The organism is Candidatus Stoquefichus massiliensis AP9, assembly GCF_000455285.1.
In the GTDB taxonomy this organism is placed as follows: Bacteria; Bacillota_I; Bacilli_A; order Erysipelotrichales; family Coprobacillaceae; genus Stoquefichus; species Stoquefichus massiliensis.
This window is the reverse complement of sequence record NZ_HG005284.1, coordinates 270,774-286,720: the sequence shown is the minus strand read 5'-3', so window position 1 is coordinate 286,720 and position 15,947 is coordinate 270,774. Positions and strand designations below refer to the sequence as shown.

The following is a 15,947-nucleotide window of genomic DNA, read 5'->3' as shown; positions in this document are numbered from 1 at the left end:
CTTATAAAGGAAGGTGAAGTAAATGCCTAATGGGATAATTAATTTCTTTGCTGTGTTAGGATTTATCTATACGGTTATTGGAGTACCAGGTTTGGTATTTATATTATTAACAATCAGGAATGCAGAAAGTAGGGAGGATTAGAATATGTTTAATGATCAGAAGTACAAGGTAGTGTGTGATTGTATTTACAAATTAGGAGTGCTTGCTTTGACAGCATTCCTTTGCTGGTTCTTTAACAGTGCCTGGGGTTGTGCTGCCTTGATATTAATAGCATACAAGGATTAGGAGGATTGATAAGGTGGATGAATTAGAAAAGGAATTATTACAGAAACTTGCAGATTCAGGAAGAGTTAGATCGTTGGATTTATTGAGGTCTGATATCAAGAATTACAAACATCTCAAGAACGAATTAAATTGTCTTGATGTTGAATATGCTAAGGAAGTCATCACAAGACAGGAAAAAGTTTACCAGAGTGACGAGGAAATCCAAAAAATAAAATCACCTGGTAAGGGTGATGGTTTGGGTGGACATGTTGAATCTCTTGACCAGAAGATAAACAGATTGACAGAAGAGAAAGACAAAGCTAATGAAGAGTTGCGAAAGTTCTACCAGCTGAACAATTATGTTTATTACAATCGCAAGTGGGTTCTGATGTCTCGTATAGCGAATGTTGAGAAGGCTTTGGAAGAAATGAGTGAAGATGATAGGCAATTCATTAAAGATATTTACATCGAAGCGATTGGCTTTAAAAAGGTTATGAAGAAGTATAGGATTGAGAATAATGGTGATGTTTATCGTAAAGCAAGTAACATTTTGAGAAAGATACTGTAGTTTGGTGTCTTTTTTTATAGAATGTGTAGGAGTTGTATTTTTTTGAGAGATGAGGTATATTATAAACATAAGGGGATGAATTATATGATTAATGTTATTGAAATTGCAAAATATATACTTTCAAAATGTTCACAAGATAACGAACCAATAAGTAACTTGCAACTACAAAAAATTTTGTTTTTTATACAGAAAGATAGGCTTAAACATGCGGGATGGTTTATTAGAGAGGATTTTGAGGCGTGGCCATATGGACCGGTTATCCCTCAATTATATAACATATTTTGTAGTTATGGGGCTATGCCAATTGATAGAGAATATGATAATAATTTGGATGAGAAGATTAAACTAGATATAAATGAAACTATCGAGCGTTTAAGAGTAATGGATCCTTGGGTTTTGGTTGAAAAAACTCATTCTTTAGGTGGAGCTTGGGATCAGGTGTATAATAATGGCTCTGGCTATAAAAAAATTATTCCAAAAGAATTAATTAGGGAAAGGGGATAATTTAATGAGTAATAACGAAAGACAAAAAAGAAATCAGATAAAGCAAATAATTAAGGACCTTGTAAATGAAAAAGCGCTTAAAAATCAAGGAGCTAAAGATAATTATTTAAATAGATTACGAAATGTATATATTAAAAATGGTGAAGTTATATTTCATCATTTTTATTCTGATATTTTTCCAATACTTACAGATTTAAAAAAAGACAATAGACAAATTGAAATAATTAGTCAAAATTTAGAAATTTTATATAAAGAATCTTGTGTAAGTGATAATATTATACAGCAACCATTAAAAAAATTGCTAGATCATACAAATTTAGAAATTGCTAGAATTAATTATATTACATCTATAGATGCAAGAATGGATATGACTGGACAAGAATTACGTCAAAAATATGATGATTTAAATGAAACCGCAAGCAATATAAAACCTAAAGTAGAAAAATTAGTAGAACAAACAGAACATTCATATTCTGAGTTTGTATCCATACTAGGTATTTTTTCTGCGGTTGTTTTGGTATACTTTGGTGGAACAAGTATTTTAGGGAATGTTCTTTCAACAATAAGTAAAACATTTTTGTTAAAAAGTATTGCTATTTCCATAGTGGTGGGGTGGATTGTTTTTAACATTATTTTTATGTTTTTATATTTTCTTTCTAAATTACTAGGTAGATCAATTGCAACTATAACGGAAGATATTTATTGTTCAAATGTGATTGAAAGATTAAAAATAAAATATCCAATAATATATTATTTTAATATTTGTTTTTTAATATTAATTGTTGTTGATGTTATATCTTGGATAGTTTATGTATTTAATTATAAATACGATTTTGTTGGGATAATTGAAAGTCTTGCGATAGGAAAAAGTTTTGAATTCTACATTTTATTGATTGTAATTATTCTTTTAATATTTATAGATTCAATTTTTATTATTTATTATGTATATGGTAAAATTTTTGATAAAGTAACAGGAAAATCAATACAATTGCTTTTTGTAGATAAAAGCCGAATTTATAAAGATGATGGAGTGTGGTATTTTGTGGATTCTTGGGGAGAGTTGCGCAATTGTAGAGACTTTGGAGAAACTATAAAACAATATCTAAAAATTAAACGGGGTAATATTCATTCAAGAATTATTAATTTAAAAAGAAGAATTTTTAATAGATATCCTTTTATAATTTGGATAAACATAATTTTAATAATAGTTATACTTTATTTTATATAATGCTATATTATGTAATCAAAAAACGTGTTATTATTATACTGTCAAAAGACATACAAAGGTACGGTTTCATTAGTTCACTCCTTTCTGAGAATACATGAACAAACCAAAAAAGGCGAATGATCGTCTTTTTTTCTTTTATAGCGATATCACGGGCATGATTTATTACTCCTTTTAAACTCCATATATTAATTAAATTTACATTGTGGTATCGCTTTAAAAGAGAAAATGATAGCCAGTAGTAAGTATTTTACACAGACGCAGCTTGCTATAAAAAACCTGTAACAAAAAAGATTATTGTGAGGTACAAGTAGCAATAATGGATATGTTAACCGCAACGGGAATGGCTTTAAGCGGTTGTATATTCTTAAAATTTATAAATTCAAGGACAAACAAGTCCTTTTTCTTTTACCCAAAACATTGCAGGATGGAGTAACTGGTAACTTGACAGAGTGCTTTTCTGTTGTAGGTGGTTCAAGTCCACCTCCTGCGACCAAGAAAATGAAAGGATGTGATCGTAATGAATATACAGAAGAATATCAATAAGGTGCTGTTGGCTCTGAAAATGCATGGACATGAGTATTTTATCAATACCCAGCAGTTTAGAAGCAGGAAAACAGGTAAGATTGTCACAAAGTATATCATCTATGATGACAATCCTAAGGATGGAATAGAATGCTATGGCAAGGTTCAGTTATTAAATAACCTTGTTTTTTTGTATAAGGATCTACTGTACAAGAGTGGTGATACATCATGACAGAAAAAGAGAAACTTTGTGTTATCGAATGGGTTAAGAATGGATTCAATGGTACAAAGGCGTATATGACAGTCTTCAAGAAATGCAGGAAAGAAAGTTCAGCAGCTGCAGCTTTTTCAAGAATGATGAACAAGAAGGATGTTATTGAGTTTAAGGAGCAATGGCTGAATGATATTGAGTCAACTGAAATAGCAAGTGCCAATGAATTGCTGATGTATCTTACAAGAGTCGTTCGTGGACAGGAGAAGGATGCCTTTGGACTTGATGCATCGTTAAGGGATAGAAATGATGCAGTGGAAAAACTTTTAAAAGTGAAAGGACTTTATAGTCAAAAATTAGAAGTATCTGGTCAACAACTTGTACAGATAGTTGATGATATAGATGACAGTTAAGTTATCAGATGTGCTAGCCGCACCATTTCATGCAGTCCATGTTGATATTGTTAAGAAAAGACATACTCATTACTGGCTTAAGGGTGGTAGAGGATCTACTAAATCATCATTTATCAGTATAGAGATTGTCAAAGGAATTATGGATGATGCTCAAAATGGAATTATGTCCAACGCACTTGTTTTAAGACGTGTAAAGGATACTTTGTCTGAATCAGTACGTGACCAGATTAAATGGGCTATTGAGATACTTGGTGTATCTGAGTATTGGCATGTACCAGAGTCTAAACTCACAATTACTTATAAGCCTACTGGACAGGTCATTCGTTTTAAAGGGGCTGATAATCCTAAAAAAGTTAAATCAACAAAAGTGCCAAAGGGATGGATAAAATACATCTGGTATGAAGAAGTTGATGAGTTTGAGTCTTATGCCAAGATACGTAACATCAATCAGTCATTAATGCGTGGTGGACCGGATTTTATTGTTTTCTACTCTTATAATCCGCCTGAAAGCCAGAGGAACTGGGTAAACAGACATGTTCTTGAACCGAGAGAAGACACTTATATCCATCATAGTACTTATTTGGATGTTCCTAAGGAATGGCTGGGAGAACAGTTTATCATTGAAGCAGAGCATTTAAAGAAAGTGAATAAGGCAAAATATGATCATGAATATCTAGGTGTTGTTATTGGAACGGGTGGAGAGGTATTTACAAACCTTTCAATCAGGCAAATAACAGATGAAGAAATTCAGGTGTTTGATAGATTAAAGAATGGATTGGATTTTGGATATGCTGGAGATCCATTGGCATATTTAAAAATGCACTATGACAAGACGAGAAGACGTCTTTTTATTTTTGGTGAAGTTTATCAGGTGAGATTATCAAATGCAAATGCTGTGGTTAAAATTAAAAAACTCAATCCTTTAAATAAATTAATTATTGCTGATAGTGAGGATCCTCGAACTATAAATGAATTCAATCTCTTAGGATTAAACGTAATTGGTGCAAAGAAAGGTCCAGGTAGTGTTGAAAATGGAATCAAGTGGCTACAGGATCTAGAAGAAATTATCATTGATCCAATCAGATGTCCAAATGCAGCTAGAGAATTTCAGGAATATGAAATTGAAAAGGATAAGGAGGGAAATCTCAAAGGTGAGTTTCCTGATAAGAACAACCATACAATAGATGCTGCAAGATATGGTATGGAAAATGATATTACAAAGAAAAAAGGTCGTGCTGGCAAAAACAGATCTAAATACGAATAGGAGGGAATCAGATGTATACATTTACAGTTGATGGAAGTATATATGATGAAACACAGCTGAATAAAACGCAAATTGAGCAGCTGATCAGAAAGCACAATAACATTGCATCAAAATTCAGAAAGAATATGAGATATTATGAAGCTGATCATGCGATCAAAGGCAGAAAAAAGAAGAACAAGAAAGCGGCAAATAATAAGGTTGTATGCAATCATGCCAAGGATATATCAGATACAGCAACTGGATTCTTCATGAACAGTCCAATATCGTATGGTGTATATGATAAAGAAGATACAGCAGGTATTGATAGGCTCACCGATGCATTTGATACAGCAGATACAGATGATGTGGACAGTGACAATGCGCATGATATGAGTGTCTGTGGTGTTGCCTATGAATATGTTTATGTCAAAGAGGATACAACTGATTTGCTTGTCAGAAATATTGAAGCTGATCATACATTCCTTGTGTATGATGATACCATTGAACAGAATTTATTATTTGGTGTCTATTATTATCGCTTTAAGGATTCAATAACGGAAAAGTTCTGCTATCGTGCAACAGTAGTAACTAAGACTTATATCTACAATATGATACTTGAATGCAATGGAAACAACCATCAAGATATTAGTGAGCCATATGAGAATCATCTTGGCAATGTTCCAATCGTTGAGTATCGCAACAACAAACTTTGCATTGGTGATTTTGAACAGCAGATTTCTCTTATAGATGCATACAATAAAATCACAAGTGATAGAGTCAATGACAAGGAGCAGTTTGTTGAGGCTTTATTGGTTATTTATGGCTCATTGCTAGGTGATGACAATGAAGAAGTTTCTGAGGCTATGAAGATACTGAAAGAAAATGGATTGTTGGAACTGCCACTGGATGCACGTGCTGAATATATAGCAAGAACATTTGATGAAACGGGAATAGAAGTACTGCGTAAGGCTATAAAGGAAGATATTTACACATTTTCTCATGTTCCTAACCTAACGGATGAAAACTTTGTTGGCAACAGTTCAGGTGTAGCTATGGAGTATAAGTTGCTTGGACTGCAGATGATTACTGGCGAGAAGGAAAAGTACTATAAGAAGGGTCTGAAAAGAAGAATTGAACTGTTCTGTAATTTTCTTAAACTTAAAGCAATATCGGTTAATCCAAATATGGTTAAAATTACATTCACAAGGGAACTTCCTAAGAACCTCAATGAACTTGCACAGATGATTGCAAACTTAAGTGGCAAGGTGTCAAACGAAACGTTAATCGAACAGTTGCCTTTTGTTGAAGATGCAGCTGGTGAGGTGGAGAAAGTCAAGAAGGAAAATGATGATAACGTACGTCGCCAGCAGCAGATGTTTAAGTTTGAGAATGACAAGCCATTTAGGGAGGATGAGGAAGATGAAGATACATCAGAGGATACTTCTGCCAGTGATAAAAACTCTAAACTGGATTCTTCAAAAAATCATTAGTATTGCTGGTAAATAGCAATGAGTGATTACTGGAAGAAAAGGCAGGAAGAAAAACTTCTTAATATTCTCAATGATGCAGATGTTACTGCAGAGTATCTGGCTAAGCTGTATCAAAAATCGTCGCTGTATCTGAATAAGAAAATTCAGGGAATATTTGATACCTACAGAGCAAAGAACAATCTTTCTATTCAGGAAGCTAAAACGCTTATTAATTCATTGGAAAATCCTCATGATTACAATGAACTGCTGAGAAAACTGAAAAATGGTCAAACCAGCCAGGAGAAAAAAGAACTTATCAAGAAGCTGGATGCACCTGCCTATCGCTATCGAATCAGCAGACTTGAAAATATCCAGAATGATTTGGATATCCTGATGCAAAGCATCTACAGTACCGAAAAGGAAGTATCGACTTTGTCTTATATCAATTCAGCCTTTGATGGATACCATAGAGATGTTTTTAATATTCAGCATGCTACAGATGTTGCCTATCAGTTTAATACATTGGATCCAACATTAGTTGATGGAATGCTCAAGTCAAGATGGAGTGGGGAGAATTATTCTGAAAGAATTTGGAACAACACAGATGAATTGACCTATAGTCTAAAAGATGAAATGATGATGGGACTTCTTACTGGAAAGACTGAAAGGGAAATGCAGGACAGCATAGATGAGCGTTTTTCTGTTGGTGCATACAAGGCCAGACGTCTTATTGAAACAGAATCGGCAGCAGTAACTTCGTTTGTTGATCAATTGGCATTTGAGGATGCGGGAATCAGGAAAGAAGTGTTTCGTGCAGTGCATGATTTCAAGACCTCAAGAGTATGCCAGAAGCACGATGGAACTGCTGTAGAAGTAGGCAAGGGAGAAATTGGTAAAGATATTCCTCCGCTTCATCCTCATTGTCGTTCTGTTATGGAACCATATATTGAAGGCGTTAGTGAAAATATGGTTCGTCGTCAGCGTAATCCTATTACTGGTGAAGAAGAAACTGTTAATGCTAATGAAACATATGATGATTGGCTAAAAAGGCAGCAGGACGTGCATGGAATTGATACTGTTGAAACATTTCAGAAGAAAACAGTAAATCTATCATCTGACAGAAGGCAGTATAAATATTATAAAGATGTAATTGGTACTGAAAACATGCCAGATTCACTAGCAAAGTTCCAGGAAATGAAGTATAATAATACTAATGAATGGAACTTGTTAAAGAAATATAAAAAGTCACGTGTTTCTGGTAAATTATCAGCATTTTCCAGTTTTGATGATTATAAGAAATATCATGAAATTATTCAAAATAATGTTGTTGGTCTTATAACAGGTGATGGAATAAAAATAACATCACAAAGTAATCATTTTATTGAGAGAGTTTTGGGAACTACCGTTAAAGAAGGACAAAAAGCATCAATCAAGCGTGAAGGTGTTGATATAGAAGATATTATAGAAGCATTATCAGGAAAAGCTGTTGATACAAAGTCTGGATCTAACGGAAGAAGTAGTAAATATACAAATAAGAGAGTTGATGTCACAGTCAATCCTGATACAGGTGTTTTGATTCAGACTGTAAGAAAGGAATTATAGTGTATGTTCAAAAAATATAGGTTAACCAAGGATGAAAAAGAACTATTATTTAGCTTGTTAGAGATGAAAGATTTGAATCCTGATGATGGGTATGTAAAAAAGGATGTTATTGAATTTACCAATTCCAATAGGGCACTCGGCAAGGAAGAAATAAGACAAATAAGGAATTATGTTATTCAAAAGAATATTGAATATGGTTTTGAGAATGACGAACCTAATGAATTAGGATATGAAACAGAAGAACTGTTTGACAAATTATTTGATATTCTTGAAGAAAAAGATTATTATTGACCGATGTTTCATCGGTTTTTATTTTGCCAAAAAGGAGGTGAACATGATGGCGAGATTAAAGGTTATCAGGAACATGTTTGATGTTCAGTGTGGAATTCCCAGACGAGAGGGAGATATATTTGTGGTTGAAAACCCTAAGCGAGTGAAAGAACTTATTGACAAAAAAGTTGTTGCTGAATTAAAGGAAAATAATGATAAATAGGCAATCGTGTGATTGTCTTTTTATATGTCCAGAAACTGATGACATGAAAAGCTGGGATGGTCGTACGGACTTTAAATGGAGGAAGTTATGAAAAAAAACAAGTTTTTATTTCCATTAGATAATTTACAGTTATTTGCAGAAGAAGATCCTGGGACTGGTGCAAATGACACAGATAATCAGGAAAACGAAAGTCATGAAGGTGAACCTGAAAATGATATTCAGCAGCCTAAGACCTTTACACAGGAGGAACTGGACAAGATTGTTCAGGGAAGAATTGCAAAGGAACGTAAAAGCTGGGAAAAGCATCTGGAAGATCAGAAAACAGAAGCAGAAAAGCTTGCAGGAATGTCCGAAAAGGAAAAGAAGGAATATCAGGCGAAGAAACGTCAGGAGGACCTGGATGCGAGAGAAGCAGCAATTACTCAAAGAGAATTGACTGCGCAGGCTAAGGTTCAGCTGGCTGATAAAGGTATCCCAACAGAACTTGCCGAAATTCTAAATTTTACTGATGCAGACAGCTGCAAGAAAAGCATTGAGACTGTTGAAAAGGCTTTTCAATCTGCTGTAGAAAAAGCGGTTGATGAAAGACTAAAGGGTGGAAAGCCACCAAAAAGAGCTAAGGATGATACACCATCTGAAGCGGAATTGATTTATAAAAATATGATGGGCAAATAAGGAGGAATAGAATATGCCAATTAATACATTAGCAACTGCTACTTTATTCCAGCAGACATTGGATTTAGTAGCACAACAGGAAGCATTAACAGGATGGATGGAAGCGAACGCGGGACAAGTCAAATACAGCGGAGGAGCAGAAGTTAAAATTCCTAAAATCGCATTGCAGGGCTTAGGTCAATACGATAGGGAAAAAGGGTACAATCAGGGTGCCATTACTTTGGAATATGAGACAAGAACAATGACACAGGATAGAGGTCGTAAGTTCTCATTGGATGCTATGGATGTGGATGAAACGAACTTTGTTGCAACTGCATCTACAGTTATGGGAGAGTTCCAAAGAATGTTTGTAACTCCAGAAATTGACGCATATCGTTTATCAAAATTGATTACAACAGCAATCACAAAGGATGAAAATATTGTCTATGGATATGTGCCAGCAGAATCAACAATTTTAAGGGAAATCAAGAAAGGCATTGCGAAAATTCGAGATAAAGGATATAACGGTGAGTTGGTTATCCATATGACTGCGGATGCAAAACTTGAATTAGAAATGGCGTTGGCTGGAAAAATTACTGATGTAACATTCTCTCAAGGTGGCATTGATACAAAAGTACCAGCGGTTGATCAATGCCCTATTATCGAGACACCACAGAATAGAATGTATTCTGCTATTACAATCTATGATGGTGAAACTTCTGGACAGGAACAAGGTGGCTATGTGAAGGGAACAGGTGCTTTGGAAGCAAACTTTATTATTGTACCTAGAATTACACCTATTGCTATCTCTAAGCAGGATGTTATGCGTATCTTTGATCCATTGACAAATCAAAGAGCCAATGCATGGGATATGGATTATCGCCGTTTTCATGAAATATGGACATTAGACAATAAAGAGGATTCAATCTATGTCAATATTAAAGATTCAAAGCCAACAGCCTAGGAGGAAACTGAAATGACTATTGTTATGAAAGAGAATGTACAGTTTATTGTTAAGGATGAAAAAGTTCAGGAATACATTGATAAGGGATTTAAGCAAGTTAAGAAAGTGGACGAATCTGAGAATAATGAGAAAAAGCAAAAATCCTTAAGCAAGATGAATAGCGGTGAACTGAAGGAATTGGCTGCACAGCTGGGAATTGAAATTGATGATTCTTTAACAAACAAGGAAATTGTGGCTATCATCAAGGAAGCACAAAATGGAAATGAATAATCTGCTGGAACAAAGGTTTCAGCTGCTAACAGGTGAGACTGATCTGGAAAAAGTCTCATCTTTTCTTTTAAGTGCAGAAGCCACAATTCTTTCCAGAACAAACCGCAGAAAAATGATTGATGAATTATCAGAAGCCAAGCTTCAGCTCGCAGTAGCAAGATACAACAAGCGTGGGAATGAAGGACTGTCATCATACAATGAGGGTGGGGAAAGTGAAACCTATCTAAGTGAAGATGATATTCTTTCAGGAATTGCAAGCTATCGTCTTTCTGCGCTTGGAAGGAGAGTCAAGGATGAAAAAGAAGAGTCTACGAAAATTTAAGCATAGGGCTTATATGCCTCACAAAGACAGTGAGGGCAATATCTTAGAGGCTTACAGTGATGAAATTCATGAAGATGAAGCACTTATCTGGCCTGCGGGTTCTAAACTGCAAACAGAACTATATGGCTTGAGAATAAACAGCATCATGAATATGCATTATTATGGCATTTTAGAGATTGAAGAGCATGACATGATTATTTATGAAGGGATAAGTCATAAGGTCATTAGCGTAAAGAAAAGTAGGCGATTTAGAGGATTGGAGATTGAGCGATTATGAGCAATATAGATTTAAGCAAACTGTTTAACAAACTATCAGAACTTGATTCAAAGGTTGCTAAAGAGGCCGTTGTAGAGGCGGTATCGCAAGGCGGACTTATTGTTCAGTCACAGGCTCGACTTCTCATTACATCTGATTCTCATGCGTTGGAGAGATCGGTCAGAATAAAGAAAGAAATTAAAGATCAAGTTATCTCATCTACTGTCTATACAAATTCAGAATATGGTGCCTACTATGAATTTGGTACTGGACCTAACGGTCAGGCTAATCACGCAGGCATTTCACCAGCAGTCATACCACGATACTCACAAAGAGGCTGGATGATACCAGCAGATGCCATGTCAGTTGAAAAGGCTGAAAGCTATGGATATAGAGTTGCTATGAAAGATGGTGAAGTTATTGGCTATTATACAAAAGGACAGATGGCCAGACCATTTATGTATCCAGCACTAAAGAATCATGAAAAAGATATTATTAAAAATTCCAAGAAGATTATTTCATCTAAGATAAAGGAGATATGCAAGAAATGATAAATGTAAAGGATATTATTTATAGGGAGCTTCAGTCTGTTGTTAAAAATGTAAGTGATATGTATCCGCAAAGTTTTTCGGATATGCCAGCAGTTCAGTATGTTGAAGAGGAAAATAAGGTGGATGAATTCACTGATGATCAGGAACAGAGTTCTTATATCAGATATCGCATTGATATATGGGATGGTAAAAGTACATCTCAGACAGCTGTTGATATTGATGCTGTTATGTCAAGACTTGGATTCTTAAGAACAAACTGTCAGGATGTTCCAGATCCAAGCAGTTTGAAGCACAAACAAATGAGATATGAAGCTATTATTGAATGCAAAAAGAAATTTATATATCACACATAGAAATAGAAGGAGGATGATTTTATGTTAGCAAATGGAGCTACATTGGAGTACAAGGCTAAGGGTGCAAGTACCTATACAAAATTAAAAGGTCTAAAGGAAATACCAGAAATGGGAGTTGACCCTGAGAAAGTAGAAAACACTACTCTTGAAGATACAATCAAGGTATACGAAATGGGTATTGGAGATCCAGGGGATGTCGTTTATAAATTCAGATACGATAATAGTGAAGCAGAGTCACCTTATCGTGTCTTAAGAGCGTTTGAGGCTTCAGGAGAAACCTTATCTTTCAAGGAGACACTCAAGGATGGAACAACAACATCATTTGATGGACAGATATCACTGAAACGTACAGGTGGCGGCGTTAATGGTGTCATTGAATTTGATTTGAATATTGCACTAGCAAGTGCGTTAGAAATCACTGATCCAGTTATAGCATAGGAGGATGATTATGGGAGCGTTAAGTGGAGAAGTTATAGAAGATGGTAATCAGAAGTCAGAAACTTCAACGGTGAATAAAAGAAAGCCATATGCAATATGGAGTGTTGATGGAAGGGATTATAAATTAAAATTAACAACACAGTCAATCATTAATCTTGAGGATAAGCTTGGTACGAATTTACTCAATGTAATATCAAGTACAGATAATGGATCAATGCCTGCATTAAAGGTCATGCTTTTGATTGCACATCAGGCAATGCAGAAATATGAGCATGGCATAAAGGAAGCTGATGTCATTGATTTGTTTGATAAATATCAGGATGAAGGTGGAACACAGATGACGTTCATGACTGATGTTTTCTTTCCAATATACCAGGTAAGTGGTTTTTTCTCACAAGCACAGACGGAGTCAATGGACAAACGTCTGGAGAATGCAAAAGAAATGATGTAAGTTATAAAAAAGTTGGAGATCTGATAGATGAACTTTATCTAGCTGCATTAGACTGTGGCATAAGTCCATCTATTTTTTGGGATTTATCCATTTTGGAAATAAGCGATCTTATTGAATCTCACGAAAGAGTGGAAATTCGCAAACAGAAGCAGGTTGCTGTTAATAATCAGATTTTATCTGACCAGATCATGAGAGGAATTAATCTCATTATCAATGGTTCTGAAAAGACAAATGAAGATACTCAGTTTAAGCAGCTTTGGGATTACTATCCTGATTTATTTGAAGATGAGAAGAAACAATATTATATGGAAAAACAGGAAAGCGAATTTGAAGTATTCAAGAACAGAAGAAAGAGATTTGCCAGCCAGTATAATAAAAAATATAAGGGAGATGGTGACTAAGCACATTAGAGGAATTAAAAGTAATTATATCTGCTGAAACTAAGAAATTCAGCAGTGCATTGAAAACTGCGACAGCAGATGCTAAATCTTCTGCTGGCACTATCGAAACACAGGCAAATAGAATCAATAAGTCAATGTCTGGGATAAAGTCTATGGTAGCATCAGCAGCTGCAGGATTTGGATTATACAAGTTAGGCAAGGAAGCAGTTGCAGTAGCAAGCAGTCTGACTGAAGTACAGAATGTTGTTGATACAGCTTTTGGAGAGATGTCATGGAAGGCAGAACGTTTTGCTAAAAAATCTATACAGCAGTTTGGCATGAGTGAACTGAGTGCCAAGAAAACAGCAAGCACATATATGTCTATGGCTAAGAGTGCACAGATAAATAATAGTGCTGCATCAGATATGGCCATTACATTAGCTGGTCTGACTGGAGATGTAGCTTCTTTCTTTAATATTTCTCAGGAACTTGCTGATGTAAGGCTTAAGTCAGTCTTTACAGGTGAAACTGAAACGTTAAAGGAACTTGGCGTAGTTATGACTCAGGCTAATCTCAAACAGTTTGCATTATCACAGGGGATCACAAAAAATATCAATGATATGACTCAAGCTGAGCAGACAACATTGAGATACAATTTTGTATTGGATAGACTGGCGTTTACACAAGGAGATTTTGCACGAACAAGCGGAACATGGGCTAACCAGGTACGTATACTTCAGGAGCAGTGGAAACAGCTTCTAGGCATAATTGGGAATGGACTGATTTCTGTATTTACACCTGTTATTCAGGTGATTAATACAGTTATTGGAAAATTCATAACACTAGCAAATGTCATAGCAGGAGTTTTTGGTAAACTCTTTGGAGGACAATCAAAACAGAATGCCAAGAGTAGCGTAATGAGCGCTGTAGCCAATGATGCATCATTGGCATCAAATTCTGTTGGAGGAGTTGGAAAGGCACTTGATGGAACAGGAGGAAAGGCAAAGAAGGCAGCAAAGGAAATAAAAGGTGTGCTTGCTGGATTTGATGATCTCAATATTCTAAGTGAAACAAATAGCAATTCTTCTGGTACAGGCTCTGCAGCAGGTGGAAGCAGTGCAGGCGGTGGCTATGATGTTGGCTCTATTGACTGGGGAAGTGCATTTGAAGAGCCAGATACTTCAGGAGTAGATAAGGCAGTGGACAAAGTTATAGCAAAGATAGACTTACTGAAAAGCTGGGTCTCTAAGAATGTGCCAGCTATAACATCTTTGCTGGGTGGACTGGCTACTGGATTTGCAGTATTTGGTCTATTGAGAAACTGGGGAAGCACATCAAAGGTATTACAGACTTTTGGAGATACATTTAAGTTTCTTGGGTTATGTGCCTCTACATTCTTTGGTGAAATTTTATCGGGAAATGGCATCATGTCAGGATTAACTTCAGTCTTTGGAACAGCTGCAGGCACAGCTATAGGGATTTCTGCTGCTATAGGTGCAGTAACAGCAGCACTGATTTATCTGTACCAGACAAGTGATGGCTTCAAAAATCTTGTCAATGAGGCATTGTCAAATATTGCCTCGATTTTATCTGGCTTATGGACGGAAATCATACAGCCGTTGTTTGCTTTTCTGGCTGATGTGTTTATGACTGTTCTTGTACCAATAGCATCCTTTCTTGCAAATGTATTTGTAACGACTATCCAGTTGGTTTCATCTGTTATTCTTATATTATGGAATACGGTTCTGGCACCTTTGGTTAATTTTCTTGTCGGCTTATTCTCAGCTGCGCTAAATGCAGTTATGAAAGTATGGGAGAAATGGAAACCAGGTGTAGAGCTTGTCATGCAGATGTTGAATCTATTCTGGAGTGAATGCCTGCAGCCGATTGCAGATGCTATAATTGGTATATTTGCAGCATCATTTGAAACAGCACAGCCAATTATTGAAGGTGTCTTTGATGCAATATTGGCGGTTGCAAAGATAGTTCTTGAGTTCTTTGTTGGGCTGTTTACTTTAGATATGGATACAGCATGGAAGAATATATGTGGTATCTTTGATGAATCAATTAAAAATATCTGTGATTTCTTTGAACCGGTTGCTGGCTTCTTTTCTAGGCAGTGGGGCTATGTTAAAGATTCATTCAATAATGTAGCTAAATTTGTATCTGGTGCATTCAATACTGACTGGACAAAATCACTCGGACTGCTCGGAGTTCCAATGAATACATTATGCTCAGGCATCAAATCTGTATGGAGCATGATCAAGGGCGTGTTTAATGGTATTACGACTTTTGTATCTGGTGTTTTCACAGGCAACTGGAAAAGAGCATGGCAGGGTGTAAAGGACATTTTCTCAAACATTGTCAAAGGATTTGCGAATATCTTCAAATCACCTATCAACGCAATCATTGATGGAATAAACAGTTTTCTTGGTGGATTGAATAAGATTAAGATACCTGATTGGGTACCGCTTGTTGGTGGAAAAGGATTCAGTGTTCCTAAAATTCCACGACTTGCACAAGGTATGATTGCCAGCAAGCCAACCTTAGGAATCTTTGGTGAAGCAGGAACTGAGGCTGTTATTCCATTGAAAAGAAATACACAGGGGCTTGATATGATTGCTGATAAGATTCTTTCAAGAATGCCAGCTAATGGCAGTGGCGGAGGAACTTACATAATCAATCTTGTCTTGGAAACTGGTGAACGTCTGACACAGATGGTTATCAGGAATATTAAGGAGTATGAAGTCAAGACAGGAGAATCTGTCTTTGACTATTAGGAGGAGATAT

At 35.7% G+C, this 15,947-nt stretch carries 21 protein-coding genes; all 21 read left to right on the top strand.

The features are described 5' to 3' along the window. Positions 1-299 precede the first annotated feature (299 nt). The 21 genes from BN350_RS01535 (at position 300) to BN350_RS01425 (ending at position 15,937) form a co-directional block, all read left to right on the top strand. Positions 300-833, top strand: a complete 534-nt coding sequence (locus tag BN350_RS01535) for a hypothetical protein (protein ID WP_028042022.1) — start codon at positions 300-302, stop codon at positions 831-833. A gap of 84 nt (positions 834-917) precedes the next feature. Further along, positions 918-1,337: a Panacea domain-containing protein gene (locus BN350_RS01530; protein WP_028042021.1), complete on the top strand. Its 420-nt coding sequence runs from the start codon at positions 918-920 to the stop codon at positions 1,335-1,337. 4 nt (positions 1,338-1,341) lie between these two features. Next, a complete protein-coding gene (locus tag BN350_RS01525) occupies positions 1,342-2,565 on the top strand; it encodes a hypothetical protein (protein WP_028042020.1) in 1,224 nt (407 codons plus the stop codon). Positions 2,566-3,082: 517 nt separating this feature from the next. Further along, positions 3,083-3,319, top strand: coding sequence for a hypothetical protein (locus BN350_RS01515; protein ID WP_028042019.1), 237 nt, complete (start codon positions 3,083-3,085; stop codon positions 3,317-3,319). Continuing rightward, positions 3,316-3,711 (top strand): terminase small subunit, encoded by a 396-nt coding sequence (locus BN350_RS19820; protein ID WP_049945481.1) that lies wholly within the window; start codon positions 3,316-3,318, stop codon positions 3,709-3,711. Before BN350_RS01515 ends, BN350_RS19820 begins: the two co-directional genes overlap by 4 nt. Continuing rightward, the gene (locus BN350_RS18175) at positions 3,701-4,975 is read left to right on the top strand and encodes a PBSX family phage terminase large subunit (protein ID WP_044600027.1); all 1,275 of its coding nucleotides are present in this window, start codon (positions 3,701-3,703) and stop codon (positions 4,973-4,975) included. The genes BN350_RS19820 and BN350_RS18175 overlap by 11 nt, the downstream gene beginning before the upstream one ends. A gap of 11 nt (positions 4,976-4,986) precedes the next feature. Next, positions 4,987-6,444, top strand: a complete 1,458-nt coding sequence (locus BN350_RS01495; protein ID WP_028042018.1) for a phage portal protein — start codon at positions 4,987-4,989, stop codon at positions 6,442-6,444. An 18-nt stretch (positions 6,445-6,462) separates the two neighbouring features. After that, positions 6,463-8,025 carry a minor capsid protein gene (locus BN350_RS18170; protein WP_049945480.1) on the top strand — a complete coding sequence of 521 codons (1,563 nt, stop codon included), beginning with the start codon at positions 6,463-6,465 and terminating at the stop codon, positions 8,023-8,025. Between the two features lie 3 nt (positions 8,026-8,028). Further along, positions 8,029-8,316 (top strand): hypothetical protein, encoded by a 288-nt coding sequence (locus BN350_RS01485; protein WP_028042017.1) that lies wholly within the window; start codon positions 8,029-8,031, stop codon positions 8,314-8,316. Positions 8,317-8,362: 46 nt separating this feature from the next. After that, positions 8,363-8,518 (top strand): hypothetical protein, encoded by a 156-nt coding sequence (locus BN350_RS20475; protein WP_155849086.1) that lies wholly within the window; start codon positions 8,363-8,365, stop codon positions 8,516-8,518. Between the two features lie 87 nt (positions 8,519-8,605). Continuing rightward, positions 8,606-9,193 (top strand): DUF4355 domain-containing protein, encoded by a 588-nt coding sequence (locus BN350_RS01475; RefSeq protein ID WP_044600026.1) that lies wholly within the window; start codon positions 8,606-8,608, stop codon positions 9,191-9,193. Between the two features lie 13 nt (positions 9,194-9,206). Then, a complete protein-coding gene (locus BN350_RS01470; protein ID WP_028042015.1) occupies positions 9,207-10,136 on the top strand; it encodes a hypothetical protein in 930 nt (309 codons plus the stop codon). 12 nt (positions 10,137-10,148) lie between these two features. Next, the gene (locus BN350_RS01465) at positions 10,149-10,406 is read left to right on the top strand and encodes a hypothetical protein (protein WP_028042014.1); all 258 of its coding nucleotides are present in this window, start codon (positions 10,149-10,151) and stop codon (positions 10,404-10,406) included. Beyond that, the gene (locus tag BN350_RS01460) at positions 10,393-10,728 is read left to right on the top strand and encodes a phage head-tail connector protein (protein ID WP_044600025.1); all 336 of its coding nucleotides are present in this window, start codon (positions 10,393-10,395) and stop codon (positions 10,726-10,728) included. The genes BN350_RS01465 and BN350_RS01460 overlap by 14 nt, the downstream gene beginning before the upstream one ends. Then, positions 10,700-11,005 (top strand): hypothetical protein, encoded by a 306-nt coding sequence (locus tag BN350_RS01455; RefSeq protein WP_028042012.1) that lies wholly within the window; start codon positions 10,700-10,702, stop codon positions 11,003-11,005. The genes BN350_RS01460 and BN350_RS01455 overlap by 29 nt, the downstream gene beginning before the upstream one ends. Continuing rightward, a complete protein-coding gene (locus tag BN350_RS01450) occupies positions 11,002-11,535 on the top strand; it encodes an HK97-gp10 family putative phage morphogenesis protein (protein WP_028042011.1) in 534 nt (177 codons plus the stop codon). Before BN350_RS01455 ends, BN350_RS01450 begins: the two co-directional genes overlap by 4 nt. After that, positions 11,532-11,888 carry a hypothetical protein gene (locus BN350_RS01445; RefSeq protein ID WP_028042010.1) on the top strand — a complete coding sequence of 119 codons (357 nt, stop codon included), beginning with the start codon at positions 11,532-11,534 and terminating at the stop codon, positions 11,886-11,888. The genes BN350_RS01450 and BN350_RS01445 overlap by 4 nt, the downstream gene beginning before the upstream one ends. Positions 11,889-11,909: 21 nt before the next feature. Further along, the gene (locus BN350_RS01440; RefSeq protein WP_028042009.1) at positions 11,910-12,326 is read left to right on the top strand and encodes a phage tail tube protein; all 417 of its coding nucleotides are present in this window, start codon (positions 11,910-11,912) and stop codon (positions 12,324-12,326) included. Between the two features lie 10 nt (positions 12,327-12,336). Then, positions 12,337-12,777 (top strand): DUF6096 family protein, encoded by a 441-nt coding sequence (locus BN350_RS01435; protein WP_028042008.1) that lies wholly within the window; start codon positions 12,337-12,339, stop codon positions 12,775-12,777. A gap of 92 nt (positions 12,778-12,869) precedes the next feature. Further along, positions 12,870-13,178 carry a hypothetical protein gene (locus BN350_RS18165; protein WP_231385213.1) on the top strand — a complete coding sequence of 103 codons (309 nt, stop codon included), beginning with the start codon at positions 12,870-12,872 and terminating at the stop codon, positions 13,176-13,178. Positions 13,179-13,330: 152 nt separating this feature from the next. Next, positions 13,331-15,937: a phage tail protein gene (locus tag BN350_RS01425; protein ID WP_231385212.1), complete on the top strand. Its 2,607-nt coding sequence runs from the start codon at positions 13,331-13,333 to the stop codon at positions 15,935-15,937. Positions 15,938-15,947 lie beyond the last annotated feature (10 nt).